Origin of the sequence: Pseudobacillus sp. 179-B 2D1 NHS, from assembly GCF_045370945.1 — a bacterium.
In the GTDB taxonomy this organism is placed as follows: Bacteria; Bacillota; Bacilli; order Bacillales; family Domibacillaceae; genus Pseudobacillus.
In genome coordinates this window covers 82,189-106,760 of sequence record NZ_JBIQDP010000015.1, presented here as the reverse complement: position 1 = coordinate 106,760, position 24,572 = coordinate 82,189, and the positions used below count along the sequence as shown (strand labels likewise).

General features: G+C 43.1%; 22 protein-coding genes. 15 read left to right on the top strand and 7 right to left on the bottom strand.

Annotated elements, in window-relative coordinates; translation table 11 throughout:
* The first annotated feature begins 21 nt into the window (after positions 1-21).
* The 3 genes from pcrA to ACH0BF_RS15515 are packed head-to-tail and all read left to right on the top strand — an operon-like array spanning position 22 to position 5,453.
* Entirely contained in the window at positions 22-2,223 is a 2,202-nt protein-coding gene (gene pcrA, locus ACH0BF_RS15525; protein WP_406909648.1) for a DNA helicase PcrA, read from the top strand.
* Between the two features lie 17 nt (positions 2,224-2,240).
* Complete coding sequence (gene ligA, locus ACH0BF_RS15520) at positions 2,241-4,250, top strand: NAD-dependent DNA ligase LigA (RefSeq protein ID WP_406909647.1); 2,010 nt, start codon at positions 2,241-2,243, stop codon at positions 4,248-4,250.
* A 12-nt stretch (positions 4,251-4,262) separates the two neighbouring features.
* Positions 4,263-5,453 (top strand): CamS family sex pheromone protein, encoded by a 1,191-nt coding sequence (locus tag ACH0BF_RS15515; RefSeq protein ID WP_406909646.1) that lies wholly within the window; start codon positions 4,263-4,265, stop codon positions 5,451-5,453.
* A gap of 49 nt (positions 5,454-5,502) precedes the next feature.
* Here the strand turns inward: ACH0BF_RS15515 and ACH0BF_RS15510 are convergent, their stop codons facing one another.
* A complete protein-coding gene (locus ACH0BF_RS15510) occupies positions 5,503-5,634 on the bottom strand; it encodes a hypothetical protein (RefSeq protein WP_259455690.1) in 132 nt (43 codons plus the stop codon).
* 152 nt (positions 5,635-5,786) lie between these two features.
* Between ACH0BF_RS15510 and ACH0BF_RS15505 the strand changes: the two genes are divergently transcribed.
* Genes ACH0BF_RS15505 through ACH0BF_RS15495 form a run of 3 tightly spaced genes read left to right on the top strand, consistent with a single transcriptional unit; the run spans position 5,787 to position 9,010 of the window.
* Positions 5,787-6,179, top strand: a complete 393-nt coding sequence (locus tag ACH0BF_RS15505) for a GntR family transcriptional regulator (protein WP_120036189.1) — start codon at positions 5,787-5,789, stop codon at positions 6,177-6,179.
* Positions 6,166-7,065, top strand: coding sequence for an ABC transporter ATP-binding protein (locus ACH0BF_RS15500; protein ID WP_120036190.1), 900 nt, complete (start codon positions 6,166-6,168; stop codon positions 7,063-7,065). The genes ACH0BF_RS15505 and ACH0BF_RS15500 overlap by 14 nt, the downstream gene beginning before the upstream one ends.
* On the top strand, positions 7,040-9,010 hold the full coding sequence (locus ACH0BF_RS15495) for an ABC-2 transporter permease (RefSeq protein ID WP_120036191.1): 1,971 nt from the start codon (positions 7,040-7,042) through the stop codon (positions 9,008-9,010). Before ACH0BF_RS15500 ends, ACH0BF_RS15495 begins: the two co-directional genes overlap by 26 nt.
* Positions 9,011-9,236: 226 nt before the next feature.
* Here the strand turns inward: ACH0BF_RS15495 and ACH0BF_RS15490 are convergent, their stop codons facing one another.
* Positions 9,237-9,863 (bottom strand): HAD family hydrolase, encoded by a 627-nt coding sequence (locus ACH0BF_RS15490; protein ID WP_120036192.1) that lies wholly within the window; start codon positions 9,861-9,863, stop codon positions 9,237-9,239.
* Positions 9,864-10,236: 373 nt separating this feature from the next.
* Here ACH0BF_RS15490 and aceA point away from each other — a divergent pair, with 373 nt between their 5' ends.
* Complete coding sequence (gene aceA, locus ACH0BF_RS15485) at positions 10,237-11,520, top strand: isocitrate lyase (protein WP_406909644.1); 1,284 nt, start codon at positions 10,237-10,239, stop codon at positions 11,518-11,520.
* Between the two features lie 276 nt (positions 11,521-11,796).
* Here aceA and ACH0BF_RS15480 read toward each other — a convergent pair whose 3' ends face one another.
* Positions 11,797-12,804 (bottom strand): ketoacyl-ACP synthase III, encoded by a 1,008-nt coding sequence (locus ACH0BF_RS15480; protein ID WP_406909643.1) that lies wholly within the window; start codon positions 12,802-12,804, stop codon positions 11,797-11,799.
* Positions 12,805-13,139: 335 nt separating this feature from the next.
* Here ACH0BF_RS15480 and gatC point away from each other — a divergent pair, with 335 nt between their 5' ends.
* The 8 genes from gatC to ACH0BF_RS15440 all read left to right on the top strand — a co-directional run bounded on the left by gatC (position 13,140) and on the right by ACH0BF_RS15440 (position 19,974).
* On the top strand, positions 13,140-13,430 hold the full coding sequence (gene gatC, locus ACH0BF_RS15475) for an Asp-tRNA(Asn)/Glu-tRNA(Gln) amidotransferase subunit GatC (protein WP_120036195.1): 291 nt from the start codon (positions 13,140-13,142) through the stop codon (positions 13,428-13,430).
* 12 nt (positions 13,431-13,442) lie between these two features.
* Positions 13,443-14,900 carry an Asp-tRNA(Asn)/Glu-tRNA(Gln) amidotransferase subunit GatA gene (gatA, locus tag ACH0BF_RS15470; protein WP_120036196.1) on the top strand — a complete coding sequence of 486 codons (1,458 nt, stop codon included), beginning with the start codon at positions 13,443-13,445 and terminating at the stop codon, positions 14,898-14,900.
* A 12-nt stretch (positions 14,901-14,912) separates the two neighbouring features.
* Positions 14,913-16,343: an Asp-tRNA(Asn)/Glu-tRNA(Gln) amidotransferase subunit GatB gene (gene gatB, locus ACH0BF_RS15465; RefSeq protein ID WP_120036197.1), complete on the top strand. Its 1,431-nt coding sequence runs from the start codon at positions 14,913-14,915 to the stop codon at positions 16,341-16,343.
* Between the two features lie 413 nt (positions 16,344-16,756).
* The gene (locus tag ACH0BF_RS15460) at positions 16,757-17,023 is read left to right on the top strand and encodes a hypothetical protein (RefSeq protein ID WP_406909642.1); all 267 of its coding nucleotides are present in this window, start codon (positions 16,757-16,759) and stop codon (positions 17,021-17,023) included.
* Positions 16,966-17,712: a nuclease-related domain-containing protein gene (locus ACH0BF_RS15455; protein ID WP_406909641.1), complete on the top strand. Its 747-nt coding sequence runs from the start codon at positions 16,966-16,968 to the stop codon at positions 17,710-17,712. The genes ACH0BF_RS15460 and ACH0BF_RS15455 overlap by 58 nt, the downstream gene beginning before the upstream one ends.
* A gap of 74 nt (positions 17,713-17,786) precedes the next feature.
* Positions 17,787-18,557: an alpha/beta hydrolase gene (locus ACH0BF_RS15450; RefSeq protein ID WP_406909640.1), complete on the top strand. Its 771-nt coding sequence runs from the start codon at positions 17,787-17,789 to the stop codon at positions 18,555-18,557.
* A 101-nt stretch (positions 18,558-18,658) separates the two neighbouring features.
* Positions 18,659-19,237, top strand: a complete 579-nt coding sequence (locus ACH0BF_RS15445; protein WP_406909639.1) for a LemA family protein — start codon at positions 18,659-18,661, stop codon at positions 19,235-19,237.
* Positions 19,237-19,974: a TPM domain-containing protein gene (locus ACH0BF_RS15440; protein WP_406909658.1), complete on the top strand. Its 738-nt coding sequence runs from the start codon at positions 19,237-19,239 to the stop codon at positions 19,972-19,974. The genes ACH0BF_RS15445 and ACH0BF_RS15440 overlap by 1 nt, the downstream gene beginning before the upstream one ends.
* A 47-nt stretch (positions 19,975-20,021) precedes the next feature.
* Here the strand turns inward: ACH0BF_RS15440 and ACH0BF_RS15435 are convergent, their stop codons facing one another.
* The 4 genes from ACH0BF_RS15435 to argC all read right to left on the bottom strand — a co-directional run bounded on the left by ACH0BF_RS15435 (position 20,022) and on the right by argC (position 24,311).
* Complete coding sequence (locus tag ACH0BF_RS15435) at positions 20,022-21,188, bottom strand: acetylornithine transaminase (protein ID WP_406909638.1); 1,167 nt, start codon at positions 21,186-21,188, stop codon at positions 20,022-20,024.
* Positions 21,185-21,955 carry an acetylglutamate kinase gene (gene argB, locus ACH0BF_RS15430; RefSeq protein ID WP_406909637.1) on the bottom strand — a complete coding sequence of 257 codons (771 nt, stop codon included), beginning with the start codon at positions 21,953-21,955 and terminating at the stop codon, positions 21,185-21,187. Before argB ends, ACH0BF_RS15435 begins: the two co-directional genes overlap by 4 nt.
* A gap of 62 nt (positions 21,956-22,017) precedes the next feature.
* Entirely contained in the window at positions 22,018-23,250 is a 1,233-nt protein-coding gene (gene argJ / locus ACH0BF_RS15425; RefSeq protein WP_406909636.1) for a bifunctional ornithine acetyltransferase/N-acetylglutamate synthase, read from the bottom strand.
* 23 nt (positions 23,251-23,273) lie between these two features.
* Positions 23,274-24,311, bottom strand: coding sequence for an N-acetyl-gamma-glutamyl-phosphate reductase (argC, locus tag ACH0BF_RS15420; protein WP_120036204.1), 1,038 nt, complete (start codon positions 24,309-24,311; stop codon positions 23,274-23,276).
* Positions 24,312-24,572 lie beyond the last annotated feature (261 nt).

The window sequence follows — 24,572 nt, the reverse complement described above, 5'->3', positions numbered from 1 at the left end:
CTAATAGGCGGTGAAAGTACGATGCAATTTTTAACTGAAAAGCTATTAACAGGTTTGAATGAGCAGCAGAAGGAGGCTGTCAAAACGACAGAGGGACCGTTGCTTATTATGGCGGGAGCAGGATCTGGAAAGACAAGGGTATTGACTCATAGGATTGCTTACTTGATGGTAGAAAGAGGCGTGAATCCGTATAACATTCTGGCTATTACCTTTACCAATAAAGCAGCACGAGAAATGAAAGATCGGATCGGCGCGCTGCTTGGTGGGGCGGCAGAGGAAGTCTGGATCTCCACTTTCCACTCGGCTTGTGTCCGCATTTTACGTCGAGATATTGATCGGATTGGTTACAACCGTAATTTTACAATTTTAGATACAACAGATCAGCAATCGGTCATTAAGGGGATATTAAAAGAAAAAAACCTTGACCCAAAAAAGTTTGACCCTCGCGGCATCCTGGCAGCGATTAGTTCAGCAAAGAATGAGCTGATTGATCCTGAAACATTTAGCAAACGGCAAGGCGGTTATATGGATCAAATCGTCAGCGAAGTATATACGGAATATCAAAAGCGACTGAAGAAAAACCAGGCGCTCGACTTTGATGACTTAATTATGGTGACGATTCAACTGTTTCAGCGGGTGCCGGAAGTGCTGGAGTTTTACCAGCGGAAATTTCAATATATCCACATCGATGAGTATCAGGACACGAATAGAGCACAATACATGTTAGTAAAGCTGCTGGCGAGCCGTTTTCAGAACTTATGTGTAGTAGGTGACTCAGATCAGAGTGTATACGGCTGGCGGGGAGCAGACATTGCCAATATTCTTTCTTTTGAGAAGGATTACCCGCAGTCACGGGCCATTTTCTTGGAACAGAACTACCGATCAACAAAGCGGATTTTGCACGCTGCAAATGAGGTAATCAAAAATAATTTAAATCGCAAGCCGAAAAACTTATGGACTGAAAATACGGACGGCTGTAATATTGCGTACTTCCGTGGTGATAATCAGCAGACGGAGGCTCAGTTTGTGGCAGGGAAGATTCAAGAATTGACAGCGAGCGGTCAAAGAAAGCGTTCAGACATCGCGATTTTATACCGCACGAATGCTCAATCTCGTGTAATTGAGGAAGTATTGATGAAGTCGAACATTGATTACAACATCGTGGGCGGCATCAAGTTCTATGATCGTAAAGAGATCAAGGATTTGCTGGCGTATTTGCGGCTGATCGCTAATCCAGCAGATGATATTAGCTTACAACGTGTGATCAATGTGCCAAAGCGTGGACTGGGCTCTACCTCCCTTGATAAAATATCACGGTACGCACAAGACAATGACTTAACGATGTATGAAGCTTTAGCAGAAGCGGATTTTATCGGCATTAGTAGCAAGGCGGCGAAGACGGCCCTGGAATTCCGCAGACTCATTGAAACATACACTCAACAGCAGGAATATTTATCGGTTTCTGAGCTGGTGGAAGAAGTATTAGAGCGCACGGGTTACCGTGACATGCTCAAAGTGGAAAAGACAATTGAATCCCAAAGCCGACTGGAAAACATCGAAGAGTTTCTATCCGTTACAAAGAATTTCGAAGACAACAGTGAAGATAAAAGCTTGGTCGCTTTTCTCACAGACTTGGCACTCGTTGCAGACATTGATGAAGTGGGGAAAGAGGAAAAAGTACAGGATTCTGTTGTTTTAATGACACTTCACTCCGCAAAAGGATTAGAGTTTCCAGTCGTCTTTTTAATGGGAATGGAAGAAGGAGTCTTCCCTCATAGCCGTTCCTTAATGGATGAGAATGAAATGGAAGAAGAAAGACGGCTGGCATACGTCGGCATTACAAGGGCAGAAGAAGAGCTTTATTTGACGAATGCTCAAATGCGGACGCTGTATGGTCGGACAAATATGAACCCTGTCTCGCGATTTATTAGCGAAATCCCGGCAGATCTAATTGATGATCTGGCAGCGAGCAAGAAGGTTACTACATCATTCGGTTTAAAAACACAACCTGCCCGCCGTCCGGTTGCTAGACCGCAAATAAAGACAACCAATATCAATTCTGATTGGAAGGTCGGAGACAAGGCGAGCCATAAAAAATGGGGGACAGGAACAGTTGTCAGTGTAAAAGGCAGCGGGGAAAGCATGGAATTAGATATTGCTTTTCCAAGCCCGATCGGCATTAAACGTCTTCTGGCTGCGTTTGCCCCAATTGAAAAAGCATAAATGAAGGAGTGGTCAATATGGACTTGCAAGCTGCTGAAAAGAAAGCACAGGAGCTTCATAATCTATTAAATCAGTATAATTATGAATATTATGTGCTGGACCAGCCCTCTGTTCCTGATTCGGAGTATGACCGCTTAACACAGGAACTGCTTAAGCTGGAAGAGGAGTTCCCTGAACTGCAAACCCCTGATTCACCTACCCAGCGTGTCGGCGGCCAGGTGCTAGATGCCTTTAAGAAAGTGCAGCACGATGCCCCCATGCTGAGCCTTGCTAATGCATTCAATGAAGAAGACTTGCGGGATTTTGACCGCCGGGTAAAGCAGACACTGGATGAAGATAGCTATTCCTACGTATGTGAATTGAAAATCGACGGTCTGGCTGTTTCTTTAAAATATGAGGATGGATTATTCGTTCAAGGCTCAACACGCGGGGATGGCACGGTCGGTGAAGATATTTCCGTGAATTTAAGGACCATCCGTTCTATCCCTTTACGTGTAAAAGAGCCGCTGACAATGGAAGTACGAGGAGAAGCTTTTATGCCAAAGCAATCCTTTATTGCTTTAAACGCCATTCGTGACGAAAAGGGAGAAGAGCCTTTTGCAAACCCCCGCAATGCAGCAGCTGGGTCTCTGCGCCAGCTGGACCCGCGGATTGCAGCTTCCCGCAACTTGGACATTTTTCTGTATGGAGTAGCCGAAGCGGAAACGCTAGGGGTTAACACTCATAGCGAAAGCTTGGAGATGTTAGACCGTCTGGGATTTAAAACAAATAAAGAGCGCCAAGTGTGCCGCACGATTGACGAAGTCATCGAGTATATTGGCGGCTGGGCCGATAAACGGCCAAAGCTGCCTTATGAGATCGATGGCATCGTAGTCAAAGTGAATTCGCTTGAACAGCAAAAGGAACTGGGAGCAACAGTAAAAAGTCCACGTTGGGCGATTGCCTTCAAATTTCCAGCTGAAGAGGTTGTCACAAAGTTAACTGGCATTACGTTAAGTGTGGGCCGGACAGGTGTCGTGACACCGACCGCTTTATTGCAACCGGTCAAAGTAGCTGGAACAACCGTACAGAGGGCAACGCTGCACAATGAAGACCTAATTCGAGAAAAAGATATCAAGATCGGTGATTTTGTGGTCATTAAAAAAGCGGGGGATATTATTCCTGAGGTTGTCAATGTCATTGCTGAACGACGGACAGGCGAAGAAGAAGAGTTTCAGATGCCGACCCATTGTCCGGAATGTAACAGCGAACTTGTCCGCCTGGAAGGTGAGGTAGCGCTTCGCTGCATAAATCCGCAATGTCCCGCACAAATACGGGAAGGCATGATTCACTTTGTTTCTCGCAATGCGATGAACATTGACGGGTTAGGAGAGAAAGTGGTAGCTCAGCTATATAGAAGCGGTCTCGTACAGGATGTCTCTGATTTGTATAGTCTAACGAAAGAGCAGCTCATTCAGCTTGAGCGGATGGGAGAAAAGTCGGCAGATAACTTGTTAGAGGCTATTGAAGCATCAAAGGACAATTCACTTGAAAAGTTATTGTTTGGTCTTGGTATTCGCCATGTTGGAGCTAAAGCGGCTAAAACACTTGCCCAGCATTTTGAAACGATGCAGGCACTCTCCGAAGCAACTATGGAACAATTAACAGCTATTCATGAGATTGGCGATAAAATGGCCGAGGCTGTTGTCACGTATTTTGATCAACCGGAAGTGGGAGAATTGATCGCTAAACTGCAAGCGGCGGGGGTCAATATGACTTACAAAGGGCCGAAGCTTGCAGCGGTAGCAGCATCTGATTCATTCTTTGCGGGGAAAACAGTTGTTTTAACCGGGAAACTGCATGAGTTAACTCGCAACGAGGCAAAAGAGCGGATTGAAGCTCTTGGCGGAAAAGTGGCGGGCAGTGTGAGCAAAAATACGGATCTTGTGATTGCTGGTGAAGAAGCGGGTTCTAAATTGGAAAAAGCGGTGCAGCTAGCTATTGAAGTATGGGATGAACAAAAGCTGTTGGTTGAACTTAATAAGTAAGAGGTGGCTCTTTTGAAGAAAAAAGTATTTTCGGCGGCACTCGCAGCGATGCTTCTCATGAGCGGATGCGCGCCGAAATTAGATAAAAAAGATGAAGTAATCCAGGAAGATGGAAAGCAGGAGAAAGCGATCATTCCAAACTATCAAATCTCCGAGAATTTTTACCGGACGATCGTACCATTTAAGCCAGGAAAGGCAAGAGGAATGGTCGTCTCCAACCTTAATACACGCTACGATATAGTGGAATTTGAAACGGGTTTAATGAGAATTGCCCAAGACAACTTTTCTCCGAAAGATTATTTATTCCAGGAAGGGCAAATGCTTGACGGCGATACGATCAAGGCATGGCTGAAACGGAAGTATACACCTGAACAGCTGAAAGAAAAAAATGAGCAATTGAAAGAAAAAAATATGGATCCAGTAAAAAATCTTGGGTTGAATCCACCGGACAGCGGAAAAGGCTCAGTGGAGCAGCGCAACGAAGACAGCCCGATTTATTTGGCGCATGTAATGGAGCATGATTACCTGACAAAAACAGATAACAATTCATTGCAATTATCAGGAGCTGTTATTGGGCTTGCTTTAAACTCTGTACACTACTATACAAAAGAGAAGTACGGGGCTGTCTATGATTACAAAATCCCTGATGAAGAAGTAGAGCGTGAAGGCAAGAAAATAGCGGAGGAAGTAGCTCAACGAGTCAGAAAGACGAAAGGATTGGAGAATGTTCCTGTAACGATCGCTTTGTTTAAGCAGGCTCCTCAAAATTCCGTTGTGCCTGGCAATTTTATTGCTTACACGCATCTTGATGCTGATGAAGATAGAATAAGAGGATGGGAGAAAGTGAATGAAAAATATTATCTTTTCCCATCGGCAGAAGCAGAGAAAGATCATCGTGATGACACCACATACTTTTTAAATTTCAAGCAAGATGTGGAGAAGTATTTTAAAAACTATAATGGTGTGGTTGGAACTGCATTATATAACGGCGAAGAACTTGTTGACTTAAAGATTAAGATTCCTATTCAGTTTTATGGAAAGGCAGAGGCCATCGGCTTTACACAGTTTGTTACCGGACTGGTGATGGACCACTTCCCAGCCTATGTTCCTATTGAAGTAACGATCTCTTCAGTCAATGGACCGGAAGCACTTATTGTGAAAAAAGCTAATGAAAAGGAACCGCAAGTGCATATATATGAGTAACAATTAAAAGATGCCCAAAAAGCTTAAGCTTTTTGGGCATCTTTTTTAGTTATTTATTTCTTATTTCCTCCAACAAAGAAATCATCTTTTCATTTTGCTGAATGATTGTTTTATTTTGCTGCCGCAATTTTGTGAAGTCAAATAAGTAGATCAGCAGAATGATTGCTATAAAGAATCCCATACATTTACCTCACGCTCTTTTTACTAATTATACCATATTTGTGTTGTTGGCTACCTCTTTGGAACATTTATTTCAAAAAGGTTGATATTTCCTTAAAACTGTATTATATATATTAATACAGTTAATACGGTTGGCTGAAAGGAAGCGAAGCGATGTTTACGATTGATACGAGGAGTCGTATACCGATTTATGAGCAGCTGATGAGCAAGCTGAAAGAACTTATTATTCGTGAAGTGTGGAAGGAAGACGAACAGTTGCCGTCCGTCCGTTCACTTGCCCAGGATTTAACGATTAATCCGAATACGATTCAAAAGGCGTACCGCGAATTGGAACGGGAGGGATATATTTACTCTATCCCAGGCAAAGGAAGCTTTGTCTCCCCTGTGAAAAAAGAAATGAGCGAGGAGCGGATGATGGTGCTGAAGAAAGAACTGGAGAGAATTGTCGAGGAAATTTTATTTTTAGGCGTACCAAAAGAAGATGTGATCCGTTTGATCGAAAAAATGGATGTGCCGGAAAGGGGGAGCGAGAATGATAACAGCTGAACAAGTATCGAAGCGATTCGGGCGCTATGAAGCAGTCAAAGATGTATCTATCCATGTAAAAAAAGGGTCCATTTACGGATTGCTCGGCTCGAACGGAGCTGGAAAAACAACGTTTCTAAAAATTATTACTGGCGTTATCCGGCCAGATAAAGGTATGACCAAAATCGAAGGAGTGTCTATTTATGAAAGGCCAGAAGTGAAAGAAAGAGTATTGTTCATTCCTGATCAACCTTATTTCTTTCAACAGTCAACGCTGATGCAGATGGCTTCTTTTTATAAAGCAGTTTACAAGAGATGGAATGGTGAACGATTCCAACAACTGCATGGGCATTTCTCCCTTGATCCGCATGCAAAGCTTTCGCGAATGTCAAAAGGGATGCAGCGACAGGCCGCTTTTATCTTAACTTTGTCTGCCATGCCGGACGTGCTTGTACTGGATGAGCCATTTGACGGCCTTGATCCTGTCGTGCGTCAGCAAGTGAAGAATCTGCTTATCCAAGATGTGAGCGAAAGGGAAATGACTGTTATTGTCTCTTCTCACAATTTGCGCGAGATGGAGGATTTTTGTGACAGTGTCGGTATTATGCATAAGGGAGGGCTCCTGTTTGAACGCGAATTGGAAGAGTTAAAGACAGACGTCTGCAAGGTGCAAGTAGCCTTTCGCAAGGTGCCGGATCAGGTGTTTCTTGACGGCCTGGATCTTCTTCACTACGAGAAGCGGGGGCGTGTATTTATTTGTATCGTGCGCGGGCAAGAGGAGGACATTCACCGGCATGTGCAAGTATTTGAGCCGGCAATATTTGATATCCTGCCGCTAACTCTTGAAGAAATATTTACGTATGAAATGGGGAGTGTCGGCTATGAAATCCGGAATCTTATCGTTTAATAAAGGGCTGTTTCAGCAGCATGCCCGTTCTGTTTTATGGATCAGTGTCTTTTTTGCACTCGCACTGCTGATCGTCCTGCCACTTGGGATGTGGATGGTCTTTATGAATGCAGAATCGCTGGAAAGCTATCTCCCTCCTAAAGGGAAAAATGGAGTCTTTACTTTTTCTTATCCTTTCCAATACATTACTTACCTTATTTTTCCGGTTATTACAGGATTAATTTTGACTAGCTATATGACGAAAAAAGGGTCCTCTGATTTTATGCATAGCTTGCCATTCAAGCGGCAAACATTGCTGACGCATGTATACGCAGCCGGCAGTGTGGCGCTGATTCTTCCGATCCTGCTGACTGGAATTGTACTATTGGCCCTGCGCTCATTTATTACACCGCCGCTCTACACAGTAGGTGATGTTTTTGGCTGGATTGGCCTTTCGCTATTAATTGTGTTATTGCTGTTCGCCGTCACTATTTTTGTTGGATTATTTATCGGTGCCACGCTGCTCCAGGGTGTGATGGCGTACGGTGTCCTTATTTTACCGGGTGCGCTCATTATGCTCGTCTTAGGAAATGCTCGCTTTTTCATTAATGGACTTGCGGCAGATGTTTATATAGATAGAGTGATGACCGAAGGGATTTTTCTAGTGAGGGCCGCGTCAATTTTAGAAAGGCCGTTCAGCAGTTTAGAACTTGCTTTATATGCTGGATTGATTGTTCTGCTCGTTGCTGTTTCTTATTGGATTTACAAAATAAGACCGGCAGAAGCAGTGGATGAAACGATTGCTTTTCCTTTTTTCCGGACGCTATTTATTTTTAGTCTTACCTTATTTGCGATGCTCGCAGGCGGACTGTACTTTGCTGAATTTCTTGATGGCGCATTCGGATGGACGATGCTTGGCTATCTCATCGGAGCATTCGCTGGTTATACCGTTATGCAAATGATTGTTCAGAAAACGCTGCGGCTCTCCTGGCCGTGGAAAGGGTTTGTTCTTTATGTTGTCGCACTCGCCGTGCTGCTTATACCGACTGCAATTGCTGCAAGTATGTATGAAAAAAGGCTCCCAGCAGAAAGCGATATTGCGGCAGTATATGTGGGAGACAATGTGGATTATCATTCGATGGATCTTCCTAATTCTATGGCCATTAACAAAAACAGGGTGGCAGAGATGGAAGAAAAAGAATCCATCCGTCAGGCTGTCTCCCTCCATGAACAGTTGATAAAGAATGGGGAGCCCTCTAAACAAAGAGGCTATCAAGTTGGAATAACCTATAGGTTGAAAGACGGCAGCCGGATAGAGCGGCAATATTATCTGAAGGATGAGCAGTTAACTGAAATGACGAAGGGATTAAGAAACAATCAAGAGTTTAAACAAACAACTAGTCCTATATTTGCCATTTCCCGACCGGAAAAAATCAGTTATTTAGCGGTCACTGATTTTCGTGGAACGAGAGAGCTGCGTGTCACTGAGCGGGAAGAGATGCAAGCGTTGATGCAGGCACTTAAAAATGACATTTTAACTGAACCCTCACGCCAATTTAAAGTAGATGACTTTTCTCAAGTGGGAGAAGTGCAATTTTGGTTCACCGACGGACAAATGATGTCTGTGCCAATCTATATGGATCAAAATCAAACAATGAGTTACATTCATGGAAAAGTAAAAGGCGGCAATAATTTTGCTTCAGCTGATCAGGTCGAGGAAGCATATATTTTAACTACCAATACAAGGAAGCGCCGCCAGCAGTTAATTAGTTATATATATGATACCTCTTTCAGTGAGAAGGAATCGGCACTGAACGACATTCCGGTGCCGGCGGAAAAAGTGAAGGACTTTAATCAACTGAAGCAATTGATGAATCCTAAACATTTAGAACAAGAGAGCAACAAGACCTTATTAGTCAGATGGAAAGGAAGCAGAGAGGTATCCGTCGTTGGAGTAAAAGAATAATAGAAAAACATCCTGCGGTGCCGATAGATAGTAAAGGTACTTAATGTTAAAATATTAAACTAGTATAACCCCGTTCTAAATTCAGAACGGGGTAAAATACAGTTATTCAGATTTAAATGTAAAAAAATAATGCAGCGGATTTAAATATATAACCATAAAGCTGCTTAAATCTGCATACTGTTCAGTTATTGTTCCTGTTTATTCAATAATTCGCAAGTGTGTTTTTTTAAGTTTTAAGTACATTTAAAAGATCTTGTGGTTCTTCCAATATGTAATGAGCGGATTCAAAGCCCTTGATTGCTTTGGCCCCCCATAACGCTAAAGCAAATTTTGCACCAGCCTGTTGTGCGCATTGCATATCATAAATAGAATCGCCTATATACAATGAAGCTTCGGGTTCGCACCCCAGTATTTTGAGGCATGTTAAAAGAGGTTCCGGATGGGGTTTATGTTTTTCTGTATCGTTTGCACAAATGGTGTGATCAAAAAATGGGCGTAAGCCGAACGGGTCAAATTCATCCATAAGTTCCTGTTTTGTTTTGGAAGTAACAATGCCTGTTTTTATCTTACTCTGATGTAAATAATGAATCACTTCTTCCAGACCAGCAAATATAGAAACTTCACCAGAAAAATCGAGCACGGCCTTAGACCATTTTAAATGAATCCGATCTATATCCGAGATCTGCAACTTCTTTAACGTTTCTTTACCAGGAATGCCTAAGGAAAATCTTAATTCCTCTAACGGATACTTCTTCCCTTGTTCTTCTCTTAAAATCTTTTGCAGAGACTTTAGTATCGCTCTTTCTGTATCTAGAATGGTTCCATCTACATCAAAAACTACACACTTAAACATGTTTCATCCCCCCTCGTCTTCTTAATGTATGCTCATTTTATCACACCAATTAGGTAGGAGTGTTTAGCGGTTGGTTCAGCCGTTCCCCAGTCTAATTGCCGCTTGACCTTGGCGTGGTAGCCGTGGGTTTCTCGGCAGTCTTCTTTTGTCGAAAAGAAAATTTAAAATTGTTTGAAAATAGGGTTTCCATTTTGCGATGACTGTTATATAATACAATCATAAGATAACAACTGTGTTATAACAAAAGGGGTTAATATACGAACAACAGCGGCATTAAAGGGGTATTGCCGAATAGAAGTAAGCAGTGCTGTTACATAATTTTTTAAAACAGCTATTGCGCAACAGTCATAAAAAACATATGGGAGGAATTAAAATGACAAACGAACGCGTACAACAATTACAAGAACAATGGGAAAAGGATGAAAGGTGGCAGGGGATCACTCGCCCGTATTCTGCAGAAGAAGTGATTAAGCTGCGTGGATCGATCGATATTGAACATACATTGGCACGCCGCGGAGCGGAAAAGCTATGGAACTACCTCCATACAGAAGGCTTTATCAATGCTCTTGGTGCTTTAACAGGAAACCAGGCTGTCCAACAAGTAAAGGCCGGGCTCAAAGCTATTTACTTAAGCGGCTGGCAGGTGGCGGCGGATGCCAACCTTTCCGGCCATATGTACCCAGACCAAAGCTTATACCCTGCGAACAGCGTTCCAAATGTAGTCAAGCGGATTAACCAAGCGTTACAGCGTGCTGACCAAATCGCTCATATGGAAGGCGACGATTCCATTGATTACTTTGCGCCGATCGTGGCAGATGCTGAAGCAGGATTTGGTGGCCAGTTGAACGTGTTTGAATTAATGAAAGGAATGATCGAAGCGGGTGCAGCAGGTGTTCACTTCGAAGATCAGCTTTCTTCAGAGAAGAAATGTGGTCACTTGGGAGGAAAAGTTCTTCTGCCAACTAAAACAGCCGTGAAAAACTTGATTGCCGCCCGCCTTGCGGCTGATGTTATGGGAACACCAACCATTCTTGTTGCCCGTACAGATGCGAATGCCGCTGACTTGATCACAAGCGACTTTGATCCGGCGGATGCTCCATTTATTACTGGTGAGCGGACACCGGACGGCTTCTACCGTACAACAGCAGGCCTTGATCAGGCGATTGCCCGCGGTCTGGCGTATGCTCCGTATGCAGACCTTATCTGGTGTGAAACATCTGAACCAAACCTTGAAGAAGCACGCCGCTTTGCTGAAGCGATCCATGAGAAATTTCCTGGAAAAATGCTTGCTTACAACTGTTCGCCTTCTTTCAACTGGAAAGCGAAATTGGATGATGAAACAATCGAGACCTTCCAAGTGGAGCTTAGCAAAATGGGCTACAAGTTCCAATTCGTTACACTTGCAGGCTTCCATTCTTTGAATCACAGCATGTTCCAATTGGCGCTTGGCTATAAAGACCGTGGCATGGGTGCTTACTCCGAACTGCAACAGGCAGAATTTGATTCCGAAAAAGACGGCTATACAGCTACGCGTCACCAGCGCGAAGTTGGTACTGGTTACTTTGACCAAGTATCGATGGTTGTCTCAGGCGGTGAATCTTCCACAACAGCCCTAAAAGGCTCAACAGAGGAAGAGCAATTCCAGACACAATCTTAATAAGAAAAACTGCCTCCCATTTGTTTGGAGGCAGTTTTTTACACTGGAGAAGAAGGGAACTGCGAACGGCAAAATAAAGTAAATGTAAAGAATAATAGAGTTAGTTAATTTTTCACATAAAAATATAAGAGCCTTGCTACATTTTATTGTGTAGGAAGGCTCTTTAGAGTTGATTAGTTTATACGTCCGCACTCAAAAATTAATAATAAAGTTGCTTCATTCTGCTTCAACTAATGCACCTGATTGCTGAAGTAAAATTCCTCACCATTTTTTATGTTACAACGGTGCGGGAGTATGAATTTGTTCGTCAAAATTTAATTCTAAAAGTTGGCCTGCGTGAACTAAACCAGAACCAAAACCATACATGAGAACTCTGTCTCCATTTTTAACTTTTCCCTCACGGATTCCAAGATCAAGAGCTAAAGGAATAGTTGCAGCGGAAGTATTTCCAAAGTTGACTAGGCTATAAAGAGTTTTTTCCATCGGAAATTCTAATTTCTCGCAAATCGGTTCAATGAGTCGCAAGTTAGCACTATGAGGTATAAACCAATCAACTTGTTCTAAACTTGTACTCGTTTTTTCTAAAATTTGTTTTACACTATCAGGAACATTCCTTACAACCCATCGAAAAACTTCCCTGCCGTTTTGCACAAGATATTGAGTATCGACTAACTCAATTCCATTGACCTTTTTGGATAATCCAGAACGGTATACATGCTGTGCGCCGCTTCCGTCACTTCCCAGATTGAACCCAATAAAACTCTTTGATTGTTCATCCTTTTCAACCAATACCGCACCAGCACCATCACCAAATAAAACACATGTACTTCTATCGCTATAATCTGTAATTTTTGAGAGTGTATCTGCTCCAATAACAAGCACCTTTTTGTGGAGTCCAGAGGCGATAAGAGAATGGGCCGTATGCAATGCATAAACAAACCCTGCACATGCCGCACTTAAATCCATGGCCCCTGTTCGAGCAATATTTAAACGGCTTTGTATGATACTTGAAACAGAAGGAAATGGGAAGTCTGGTGTACTCGTTGCCACAAGAATCATATCTACATCTTCAACGTTTTTGTTGTATCTTTGCATTAAATTCCTTACGGCAGCTTCACATAAATCGCTGGTAAATTCATCAGGACGGCTAATTCTGCGTTCATGAATCCCTGTTCTTTGAATGATCCACTCATCATTTGTTTCAACCATTTGCTCCAGTTCAACATTGGTTAACTTTTTTTCGGGTACGTATGTACCAATAGCAGTTATTCTCGCACCTATCATAGAATCCACCCCTTATTTTTATTTGCAATCTAGTGTTAATACCTAGTACTAATTATAGCGATTTATGTGATGAAAAATCAATTTAAATTCCTTTTTTCATAACAAATGTTTACTCCTTATTGAAGTAACTTGCTTAGTTAGCCCAATAAAAATTAAACCGCTTGATCATCACTTAACAGTAAATAGACTTCTTTTCATGGAAGCTATTTGAATGAAAGAAAGAGTGATAAAATAAAGGCTGGAGAAATCCGTTGAAATATTGCTAGTGAGCCTTAATATTTGATAAGATGAATAGTATTGTGACCGTTTTATATTTTTCTTGGAGGTGAAGGAAATTGTCACGAATTTCCGAAGAGCAAGTTAGACACGTCGCTCATCTTGCACGTCTGGCTATATCAGACGAAGAGGTGGAAACATTTACAGCTCAGCTCGATAGCATTATTCAATTTGCTGAGCAGTTGAATGAATTGGATACAACAGGTGTGAAACCAACGTCGCACGTATTGGACATGAAAAATGTACTGCGCGAAGATAAATCTGAACCAGGATTGCCGCGCGAGGAAGTATTGAAAAATGCTCCAGATCACGAAGATGGACAAATCCGGGTACCGGCGATCATTGAGTAAGGAGAGAACAAGATGTCATTATTTAATCATACGTTGACTGAGCTTCATGACCTTTTACATAAGAAAGAAGTATCCATTCCTGATTTAGTGGATGAATCTTATAAAAGAATTAGCGAAGTAGAAGATAAAGTCAAAGCATTTATTACATTAAATGAAGAAAATGCCCGCAAACAGGCAGAAGCCTTGCAGGCGAAAATTGGCACCGATGAGGCAAAAGGATTGCTGTTCGGCATGCCAATTGGCATTAAAGATAATATTGTGACAAAAGGGTTGCGCACAACGAGCGGCAGCCAAATTTTAAATAACTTTGATCCAATCTATGATGCCACAGTTATGAACAAGCTGAATGAAGCTCAAGCGATTACGATTGGAAAACTTAACATGGATGAATTCGCGATGGGATCTTCGACAGAAAATTCTAGCTATCAAAAGACAGCGAACCCATGGGATTTAAGCAGAGTACCAGGTGGTTCGTCAGGTGGTTCGGCTGCAGCGGTTGCGGCAGGGGAAGTACCGTTCTCACTCGGTTCCGATACAGGTGGCTCGATCCGCCAACCGGCCGCTTTCTGTGGGGTTGTTGGCTTGAAGCCAACATATGGGCGTGTGTCCCGTTTCGGCTTGATCGCTTTTGCCTCTTCTTTAGATCAAATCGGACCAGTGACACGCAATGTAGAAGATAACGCCCGTTTGCTTGAGGCCATTTCTGGTTTAGATCCAATGGATGCCACTTCTGCTAATGTACCAGTTGATACGTATTCGGATGCCTTGACAGGTGATATTAAAGGTTTACGAATTGCTGTGCCAAAAGAGTACCTTGGCGAAGGGGTCTCAGAAGACGTGCGTCAATCTGTATTAGATGCTTTGAAAGTGTTAGAAGGGCTCGGCGCGACATGGGAGGAAGTCTCTCTTCCACATTCTAAATATGGACTTGCTACTTATTATTTATTGTCTTCTTCCGAAGCGTCTTCTAACCTTGCTCGTTTTGACGGTATCCGTTATGGCTATCGCACTGAGAATGCAGAAAACTTGATTGATCTTTACAAAAAGACACGTGCAGAAGGCTTTGGCGATGAAGTAAAGCGCCGTATTATGCTCGGTACATTTGCTTTAAGCTCTGGCTACTACGATGCATACTATAAAAAAGCTCAACAAGTGCGTACATTAATCAAAAAAGACTTTGAGGACGTATTTGAAAATTATGATGTCATTATCGGGCCAACTACACCGACACCAGCTTTTAAACTTGGTGAAAATATTGATGATCCGCTAACGATGTATGCGAACGATATTTTAACGATTCCTGTTAACCTTGCAGGAGTTCCGGGAATTTCCGTGCCGTGTGGATTCTCAGGCGGTATGCCGCTTGGTCTGCAAATTATCGGCAAGCACTTTGATGAGAAAACTGTTTACCGTACGGCTTATGCATACGAGCAGGCAACTAATTTTCATCAACAGAAACCATCGCTGTAAGGGGTGACACACATGAACTTTGAAACGGTTATTGGGCTAGAAGTCCACGTAGAGCTGAAAACAGAATCTAAAATCTTTTCTTCTGCTCCCGCTCATTTTGGAGCAGAGCCAAACACAAATACAACAGTCATCGATCTTGCTTATCCAGGTGTGCTCCCTGTTTTAAATAAGCAGGCAGTCGAGTTTGCGATGAAAGCGGCTATGGCATTGAACTGCGAGATCAATACGGAAACGAAGTTTGACCGTAAAAACTATTTTTATCCGGACAATCCGAAAGCTTATCAAATTTCGCAGTTTGACAAGCCAATCGGTGAAAACGGCTGGATTGAAATTGAAGTAAATGGCCAAAAGAAAAAAATCGGCATTACTCGTCTTCACTTAGAAGAGGATGCTGGGAAATTAACGCACTCCCGTAACGGTTATTCGCTCGTTGACTACAATCGTCAAGGCACACCGCTCGTTGAAATCGTCTCTGAGCCGGATATCCGCACACCTGAAGAAGCATATGCATATCTTGAAAAATTAAAGTCCATCATTCAATATACAGAAGTATCTGACTGTAAAATGGAAGAAGGGTCCCTTCGCTGTGACGCGAACATTTCTCTTCGCCCATACGGCCAGGAGGAATTCGGTACAAAAACTGAATTGAAAAACTTAAACTCTTTCAACTTTGTTAGAAAAGGACTAGAGTATGAAGAAAAGCGCCAGGCAGATGTATTGTCTACCGGTGGTGTGATCGATCAGGAAACACGCCGCTTTGATGAATCTACAGGCAAAACATTGCTTATGCGTGTAAAAGAAGGCTCGGATGATTATCGTTATTTCCCTGAACCGGACCTCGTTGAGCTGTACATTGACGACGAATGGAAAGAACGTGTCCGCGCTTCGATTCCAGAGCTGCCGGATCAGCGAAAAGAGCGTTATATGAATGAACTTGGTCTGCCGGCGCATGATGCGAACGTGTTGACCATTACTAAAGAAATGTCTGACTTTTTTGAAGCGACTGTTCAAAAAGGAGCCGATCCTAAACTAGCCTCTAACTGGCTCATGAGTGAGGTGTCCGCTTACTTGAACGCCGAAGGAAAAGAGCTAAGCGAGGTTGCACTGACACCGCAGAACTTAGCAGGAATGATCGCTTTAATTGAAAAAGGCACGATTTCTTCTAAGATCGCGAAGAAAGTCTTTAAAGAGCTTGTAGAAAACGGCGGCGATCCGGAAACGATCGTTAAAGAAAAGGGCCTTGTGCAAATCTCCGATGAAGGCGAATTGCTCAAGTTTATTACAGAAGCACTTGATGCGAACCCGCAATCCATCGAAGACTTTAAGAATGGTAAAAGCAAAGCAGTCGGCTTCCTTGTCGGTCAAATTATGAAAGCCTCTAAAGGACAAGCCAATCCGTCTGTACTAAATAAACTATTGCTCGAAGAAATTAAAAAGCGTTAAATAGGAAGCCTCTCAAGCTGTCTGCTTGAGAGGCTTTTTTAGATAAAGCGTGCATGATGCTGGATATAGTGCTTGCAATTTATGATAAAAAAGCAAATTCTTGATGAATAGAGGATGATTCATGAAAAAGTGTGGGTAATTCCAGATATATAGCTAATCATTCATGATAAAAAGTTGAATTCTTGATAAACAGCGAGTAATTCATAAGAAAGCGAGTCTAATTCCAAATATAAAATCTACAATCTCTGATAAAAAGTTAATCCTCAGATAAATAGCGGATAATTGATGAGATCGCCTCTCCTATCCTAGATATCTTCCTCATGATCCCTGATAAATCGCAGACTTTTCTCTAAAATAGGGGATTTGCCCTAAAAAGAAGCGATCGATATGATCATGCCAAAAGGAGTGGTGCTATGATTGTCAAAGAACGCAAGGTTCCGGTGAAAATATTGAAGCTGGAGGCTCTCCTGCGAAGGCTGCCTGATCACCATATTAAAAGACCTCTCATTGAAGAAGAGTTAGCGATTTCGAAGGCAGGGTTTCGTAGGGAACAGTCGATTGATTTTTATCTAGAAATCGATCCGAACCCACGTCACTTTTCCTTCATGATCTCCGGCTGCGAGTGTGCGATCAATTTTTCCAGATATATACATTACTCCTCGCTCCTGGCTATTTATTGATTATGGAAATGAAAAATATAGCAGGAACAATTGTATTTGAGGAACAATTCCAGCAAATGATCCGCATTATGGAGGGAAAAGAAGAGAGGTTTCTTAATCCTGTTTTACAAACAGCCCGTCAAAGAGTATTGCTGCAGGAATGGTTTGCACAGTATAAGCAGCCTAGCCTAAAGATTCATACGATAACTGTTTTTACCAACAAGAAAGCAATTATTAAGTCCTTTAAGCACAATCTCCAAGTGATCCAACTGGGACAGCTTCCTTCTTTTTTAAGCTCCTTGGATGAAAAATTCGCCAGCAAGACGCTTACGAACAGGGATCAGCGAACACTTTCCTCCTTCTTTGTTCAGCAACATGTCCCTCTTGAGATCGATATTTTGCAACGTTTTCAGCTGAAAGAGGAGGACTTAATAAAGGGAATATCTTGTCCTCAATGTTACAAGTTTTCTATGGTACGTCACCTTCGAAAATGGCATTGTCCAGCCTGTCTGTTTTCCACGCGTGATGCTCATGTTCGTGCTCTTCAAGAGTACTTCCTCTTATTGCACTCTACAATTACAAATCGCCAGCTACGTGAATTTTTTCAAGTTCCTTGTCCATGGCTCGCTCATTATCTCCTTTCCTCTATGAACTTAATCTCCGAGAGTAAAAACAAAGGAAGAAGATACATGTTAAATTTTAATTCCTAGTTGACAGATAGGCATTAAAGGATTAAACTGTATATAACCCATAAAAATAATCGGAATTGAAAGGGGAGCCAACTATGAAAGAACAATTTGCAGTTATTCCAGGAGCAGAATCATTTTACTTTGAAGGAAATGACATCGGGATCTTGATTTCTCATGGATTTATTGGAACGCCGCAAAGTGTACGGTTTTTAGGAGAACAACTTGCGAAGCAGGGATTTACCGTATTGGCTCCCCGCTTAAAAGGACATGGCACTCATTATCTTGATATGGAGAAGTGCACACATGAAGACTGGTATAAAAGCTTAAAGCAAGGCTATTGGCAATTAAAGAAGCGAGGAAAAAGAGTATTTGTGATGGGACAATCGATGGGGGGGACCTTAGCATTAAAGCTTGCGGCTGAATACAAAGACATTGAAGGGATGATTACGATTAATGCGGCTTTAACTCTTCCGGCTTTTGAGTATTTAAGAGGCTCTTCCGCTCCTCGGTTTATAAAAGAGGGCGCTCCTGATATTAAGGCAGAAGGCATTCATGAAATTACGTATGAAAAAGCGCCAGTCCGGGCGATCCATGAGTTGCAGGAATTAATGGCTGAGACCCCAACGGTCCTCGGTGAAATTGAGGTTCCTGCCCTATGCATTAAATCTTTTACAGATCATGTAGTTCCTCCTGAAAACACAGTCTTTATTTATCGGGCACTGTCTTCGAAGAACAAGCGGCTTGTGACACTGCCGAACTCTTATCATGTCGCTTCTATGGATCATGACAAGGAATTTATTGTTGAGCAAGCGGCCCGCTTTATCCGCACCTATGCTGCTGTTCATTCTTATGCAGCTGTAAAATAACTCATTATTTCACCTCTCTAGCCTAGAGAGGTGTTTTATTTTGGTTTTCTGCTGCATAAAAAGAGGTAAATACAAAAAGATAGAATAAAGAGGTGAAGAGAATGAAAAAAGGGTGGGGCCCGCTTATTATTATTGCGATTATCGTTGTTATATTGGCGGCGATGCTCATATCAAGCTACAACGGTATGGTTGAAAAAGAAGAGGATGTCGACCAGGCATACGCACAGGTAGAGAATCAATTGCAGCGAAGAATGGACTTGATTCCGAACTTAGTAAATACAGTAAAAGGATTTGCGAGTCATGAAAAAGAAGTGCTGAAAAATGTGTCCGATGCTCGTGCTAAGCTGGCAGGAGCTGGTTCTCCGAAAGAGCAGGCTGAGGCGAATGATGAGCTATCGGGAGCGTTGAGCCGGTTGCTTGTCGTTGTGGAAAACTATCCGCAATTAAAGGCGGATGCTAATTTCAGACAATTAATAGATGAGCTCGCCGGTACAGAAAATCGGTTAGCTGTTGCTCGTCAAGATTATAACGCTCAAGTAGCAACATTTAATAAGAGAGTAAAACGATTCCCTGGTTCATTAATGGCGGGTATCTTCGGCTTCGATGAAAAGGAATACTTCAAAGCAGAAGCGGGAGCGCAGGAGGCGCCAAAAGTAGACTTTGAAGGTGTGCAGCAATGATGAAAAAAGCTGCTTTCTTTTTGGCAGCAGCAATTCTTTCTATTCAAGCTTTTGTTTTGCCTGCTCTGGCAGCGCCGGCTCCGCGAGGCGACATTTATGTCCAGGATTTTTCAGGTGTATTGTCTGTTGAGCAAAAAGCCGAGCTTGTCCAACTGGGCAGGCAGCTTGAAGATGCGACCACTGCTCAAGTCGCTGTGCTGACCGTACCAACGACGGAAGGGAAGCCAGTTGAACAGTACGCCAATGAGGCGTTTCGCCAATATGGAATTGGCAGCAAAAAAGAAAATAACGGTGTGCTACTCGTTGTGACCACTGAAGGAGACAAGGGAAAAAGAAAGGTCCGAGTAGAAGTCGGCTATGGACTCGAGGGAGCTTTGCCTGATGGAAAAGTCGGCCGGATTTTAGACGAGTATGCGTTTCCTTATTTGGAGAATGAAGAACCAGCCGAAGCGATTATGAACACTTATAAAGCTTTATATAATGAAACGGCTGCTGAATATGGCTGGGATGGTCATGCGGCAGAAGCGACTCCTTACCAGGCTGATGAAGGCATAGAGATCAACCCTTTTCTGCTTATCATTATTGCCGTGGTTGTTATCTTTCTCGACATGAAGTTTTTTGGCGGCTTTTTAACACAAATATTTTTTGCTATTCTGTCTCGCGGCGGCGGGGGTGGCGGCCCACGAGGAGGAGGAGGCGGCTCCTCAGGTGGAGGCGGTGCCGGAAGAAGCTGGTAAGTATATAAAGGAGATAAAGAAGGTGACTCACAAAGAGTCACCTTCTTTTAGTTGCCGGCTGTTTTTTCATAAGCAAGCTCTTTAATGGTATCAACGAGTATAGCTGCCGCTTGCTCAATTTCCTCATCTGTTACATTTAAAGGAGGAAGCAAACGAATCGTATTCGTGCCGGCTGTTAAAATCAACAGTCCTTTGGCGCGTGCTGCCGGAATGAACGGTGCTGCTTCCTCATTCAATTCGATGCCGATCATCAAGCCTTTGCCTTTCAATTTTTTTACTTGAGGGACAGAAGACAGGGCACCTGCGAGCAGGGAGGAAAGCTTGTTGCCTTTTCTTGTTACTTCTTCTAAAAAGCTGTTTTCAAAAATTGTTTTAAGTGTTTCTTTTGCTGCAGCAAGAGAGACAGGATTGCCCCCGAATGTAGAGCCATGAGACCCTGGTGAAAAGGCTTCGGCCAATTCTTTTTTACCGATGATCGCACCGAGTGGCAGGCCGCTGGCAATGCCTTTAGCGCTTGAAACGATGTCCGGATTAAGTGTAATATGCTGGAAGGCAAAGGGTTTGCCGGTGCGTCCGATCCCTGTTTGAACTTCATCCACAATGACAAGTGAGCCATTGTTATGAGCAAGCTCCTCAGCCTGGCGCAGAAATTCCGGTTCACCGGCGTTTAGTCCGCCTTCGCCCTGAATCACCTCAAACATAATGGCGGCTGTTTCTCCGTCGATGGCTTTCTTCAAAGCTTTGAGATCATTGAAAGGGACGTATTCAAATTTCTCAAGCATCGGGCCGAAGCCGGTTTTTATTTTTTCTTGACCGGTCGCTGCCATTGTGGCAAATGTGCGTCCATGGAAAGAATCAACAAACGTAATTACTTTAGGCCGGCCAGTTGCTCTACGAGCCAATTTGATCGCTGCTTCATTCGCTTCTGCTCCACTGTTAGCAAAAAAGACTAAGTCAAGTCCCGAAGCGGTTGCCAATTGTTTGGCTACTTCTTCCTGAAGCTCAATTTGAAATAGGTTAGACGTATGCCAAAATTTTTCAATCTGGTCCTGCACCGCTTGTTTCACATTGTCCGGCACATGTCCAAGGTTGCATACACTGATGCCGGTCGTAAAGTCTAAAAATTTTTTTCCGTTATTATCTGTCAGCCAAGCCCCTTTAGCTGAAACTGGCGTGATATCCCAGCGGGCGTACGTTGGAAATAAACTGCTCATATTGTCACCTTCTCCTTTACAAACTTTGTTCCGAGCCATTCTCCCTGTTCATAAAAGGCTTTTTTGCCAGAAACGATATGTACGCTTTGCACATGGTCAGAAAAAGCTTTTAGAGCAGACTGTACCTTTGGGATCATTCCGCCGCTAATGACCCCAGTATCAATGAGTGCTTCTGTTTCTGCTTTAGTGAGCGTCGGGACAAGCTGGCCGTCTTTTAATACGCCATCGACGTCAGTTACCATAAGAAAATGCTCAGCCTGCAGGGCATTAGCCACCGCACAGGCAGCGTGGTCCGCATTGATATTTAATACCGTTCCGTTTGGTCCTGCTGCAAGCGGGGTCATCACAGGAAGCAGCTGCTCCTCGCATAATAATTGAATAAAATGGCTGTTTACTGCTGTTACATCGCCGACATAGCCAAGTTGCTCCTGATTGATAAAGTCAGCTTTCAGCAAGCCATTGTCACTTGAATTTAAGCCGATTGCTGGAATGCCGTGTTCTTCAAGCATTCTGACCAGCTTGCGGTTCAAGCTGCCAGCCAAAGCTAGTTCAGCCGTCTTAAGCACTTGTTCAGATGTCACACGCAAACCGTTTTTAAACTCACTCTTGACTTGCAAGGCTTCGAGCATGGAGTTAATTTCAGGTCCGCCGCCATGCACGAATACGATGGCAAATCCTTGCTCTTTTAATTCTTTCATGCTGTCAAAAAATGATTCTGATAGCTCGCTCAGTACACTGCCGCCGCACTTCACAACGATGGTTTTCATAAGCTCCTCCTTGTTAAAAGATAGCAAGGAGCCAGTGGTCTGCAGGCTCCTTTTATAAAAAATTATGTTCTGTAACTCGCATTAATTTTGATATAGTCATAGGAAAGGTCACAGCCCCAGGCTAAACCGTGCCCCTCGCCAAGGTGAAGATTTACTGTAATCTTGATTTCTTCTTCTTTTAGATACTCAATGACCGCTTCTTCTGAGTAATCAGCTACTTCGCTTTGAGAAAGGATCGGATAGTCGCCGATTGAGATGTCTATCGTTTCAGGGTTAACTTCAATATCGCTATAGCCAATGGCACTAATAATTCTGCCCCAGTTAGCGTCGGCACCGTACACTGCTGTTTTAACGAGATTGGAGCCGACGACTTCCTTCGCTGCTTTCTTTGCATCTTCATCGGACACAGCACCAAGCACTTCTACTTCAACAAGCTTTGTAGCACCTTCGCCATCACGGGCAATCTTTTTGGCGAGCTGCTCACTGACTTCATGAAGCATGGAGAGAAAGACTGGCCACTCCGGATGATCAGGAGATAGAGGGGAGTGGCCTGCCAGGCCGTTTGCCATCACGACGACCGTATCATTTGTTGATGTATCGCCGTCTACTGTGATTTGATTGAATGTTTGATCAGTAATCTCACTCAAAGCCGTTTGTAAATGATCTGCAGAAACCACCGCATCAGTGGTTACATAAGCAAGCATCGTGGCCATATTTGGATTGATCATCCCTGAGCCTTTGGCAGCGCCGCCCATCGTGACGGTTTTTCCATCAATCGTTGCTTCTACAGCCCATTTTTTGGTTGCCAGGTCAGTCGTTAAAATGGCGGCCTCAAATTGTTCAGCAGCGGCTGCTTCTGGAATGGGTTGCAAATTCGCAATACCAGCTTTCATTTTATCCATTTTCAAATATTCACCGATGACACCAGTTGAAGAAACGGCAACTAGGTGTTCAGGGATATTTAGATGTTCCGCGAGCCATTGGCGTGTTTGATAAGCGTCAGCAAGTCCGCGTTTTCCTGTGCAGGCATTGGCACAAGCGCTGTTTACTAAGATGGCTTGCAGCTTATTTTCTACTGCTAGGCTGTCTTTTGTTACTTTAATCGGTGCTGCCTGAAAATGGCTTGTCGTATAAACGGCTGCACTTTGGGCGGGTACTTCACTGAAGATAACGCCTAAATCGTTTTTAGAATGACGCAGGCCAGCGTGCACCCCGGCAGCAGAAAATCCTTTTGGTGAGACAATGGATCCTTGAGGCAGCACTTTTATATGAGTAGTTTCCTTTATCGCATGCATAGGTTATTTCCTCCTAAAGAAAGTTATGGATACATCGGGAATCCACGTAAGCCAGCGGTTTCTTCAAAACCGAACATTAAGTTCGCATTTTGGATGGCCTGGCCTGCCGCGCCCTTCATTAAGTTATCAATGACTGAGACGATCGTTGCTCTGTTTGTCCGTTCATCAACGGCTACTCCAATGTCGCAGAAATTGGAGCCGGACACTTCTTTCACACCCGGAAACTCGCCGGGCGGCCGGACTCTCACAAAAAAGTCGTTCTGATAGGTTTCTTCGTATAGCTGATGCAATTCTTCCGTAGTCATTGGCTTTTTCATTTCAGCATACATGGTTGTCATAATTCCACGGGTGATAGGTAAAAGGTGAGTAGAAAAAGTAATTGGGCTGCTGCTGTTATCCCAGAGGTTTAATTGCTGCTCAATCTCGGGGATATGCTGATGTTGATTAACCTTGTAGATTTTAAAGTTATCATTCATTTCGGCGAAGTGGACAGCAAGTGAAAGTCCGCGGCCGGCACCAGATACACCGGATTTGGCATCGATAATAAGGCCGGTGCCATCAATCACTTCCGCCTGAATAGCTGGCGCAAGACCGAGTAAGGCAGCTGTCGGATAGCAGCCTGGATTGGATAGAAGGACTGCATCTTTGACCGCTTTCCGATTCCACTCCGTTAAGCCATATACGGCTTGCTCCAGTATGTAGGGATCAGCTGGCTGTTTTTTATACCACTTTTCATAATGTTCTGGATCTTTTAAACGAAGATCCCCTGATAAATCAATGACTTTCGTGTTATTTTTCAAGAGCTGAGGCGACAGGGTAGTTGAGGCTCCTGAAGGGACGGCTAAAAACACCGCATCGCATTCGCTCGTAATTTTTTCTGCATCAATTTTTCTTAAAGGCAAAGGACAAATATCTTTTAAATGAGGATAATCATCCGTTGCTGGTACTTGATCCTTGCTCGATGAATATACAGAATGAAGGGTGAAATTTGGATGGTTGGATAAAAGGCGTATAAGTTCAATTCCTCCATATCCAGTGGCCCCAATAACTGCTGCTTTCATTGTGTCCTCCTGTTGTATTTTTATTTATTAAATTACATAAATATTAATAATTTTTTATAATTATAAATTGGTTAGCGAATTAAATCAACCACTTTTAGAAAAAAGCTCTGCTTTATGAGATAATAAAGAAAGGAGCCCAAGTTATTGATCATTTAACGCCGACCTGTATGCGATAGTCATAATTGCTATGATCCGTTCGCGCTCCTCATTAGGTTGTGCGTGTTGGAAGATAGGTTCTGATGAGTTTTTGAGTATCAATCA

Excerpts from the sequence above, each read along its gene's own strand:
- pcrA (WP_406909648.1), top strand. The coding sequence starts at position 22 with ATGCAATTTTTAACTGAAAAGCTATTAACAGGTTTGAATGAGCAGCAG.
- ligA (WP_406909647.1), top strand. The coding sequence starts at position 2,241 with ATGGACTTGCAAGCTGCTGAAAAGAAAGCACAGGAGCTTCATAATCTA.
- ACH0BF_RS15510 (WP_259455690.1), bottom strand. The coding sequence starts at position 5,634 with ATGGGATTCTTTATAGCAATCATTCTGCTGATCTACTTATTTGACTTC.
- ACH0BF_RS15505 (WP_120036189.1), top strand. The coding sequence starts at position 5,787 with ATGTTTACGATTGATACGAGGAGTCGTATACCGATTTATGAGCAGCTG.
- ACH0BF_RS15500 (WP_120036190.1), top strand. The coding sequence starts at position 6,166 with ATGATAACAGCTGAACAAGTATCGAAGCGATTCGGGCGCTATGAAGCA.
- ACH0BF_RS15495 (WP_120036191.1), top strand. The coding sequence starts at position 7,040 with ATGAAATCCGGAATCTTATCGTTTAATAAAGGGCTGTTTCAGCAGCAT.
- ACH0BF_RS15490 (WP_120036192.1), bottom strand. The coding sequence starts at position 9,863 with ATGTTTAAGTGTGTAGTTTTTGATGTAGATGGAACCATTCTAGATACA.
- aceA (WP_406909644.1), top strand. The coding sequence starts at position 10,237 with ATGACAAACGAACGCGTACAACAATTACAAGAACAATGGGAAAAGGAT.
- ACH0BF_RS15480 (WP_406909643.1), bottom strand. The coding sequence starts at position 12,804 with ATGATAGGTGCGAGAATAACTGCTATTGGTACATACGTACCCGAAAAA.
- gatA (WP_120036196.1), top strand. The coding sequence starts at position 13,443 with ATGTCATTATTTAATCATACGTTGACTGAGCTTCATGACCTTTTACAT.
- gatB (WP_120036197.1), top strand. The coding sequence starts at position 14,913 with ATGAACTTTGAAACGGTTATTGGGCTAGAAGTCCACGTAGAGCTGAAA.
- ACH0BF_RS15460 (WP_406909642.1), top strand. The coding sequence starts at position 16,757 with ATGATTGTCAAAGAACGCAAGGTTCCGGTGAAAATATTGAAGCTGGAG.
- ACH0BF_RS15450 (WP_406909640.1), top strand. The coding sequence starts at position 17,787 with ATGAAAGAACAATTTGCAGTTATTCCAGGAGCAGAATCATTTTACTTT.
- ACH0BF_RS15445 (WP_406909639.1), top strand. The coding sequence starts at position 18,659 with ATGAAAAAAGGGTGGGGCCCGCTTATTATTATTGCGATTATCGTTGTT.
- ACH0BF_RS15440 (WP_406909658.1), top strand. The coding sequence starts at position 19,237 with ATGAAAAAAGCTGCTTTCTTTTTGGCAGCAGCAATTCTTTCTATTCAA.
- ACH0BF_RS15435 (WP_406909638.1), bottom strand. The coding sequence starts at position 21,188 with ATGAGCAGTTTATTTCCAACGTACGCCCGCTGGGATATCACGCCAGTT.
- argB (WP_406909637.1), bottom strand. The coding sequence starts at position 21,955 with ATGAAAACCATCGTTGTGAAGTGCGGCGGCAGTGTACTGAGCGAGCTA.
- argJ (WP_406909636.1), bottom strand. The coding sequence starts at position 23,250 with ATGCATGCGATAAAGGAAACTACTCATATAAAAGTGCTGCCTCAAGGA.
- argC (WP_120036204.1), bottom strand. The coding sequence starts at position 24,311 with ATGAAAGCAGCAGTTATTGGGGCCACTGGATATGGAGGAATTGAACTT.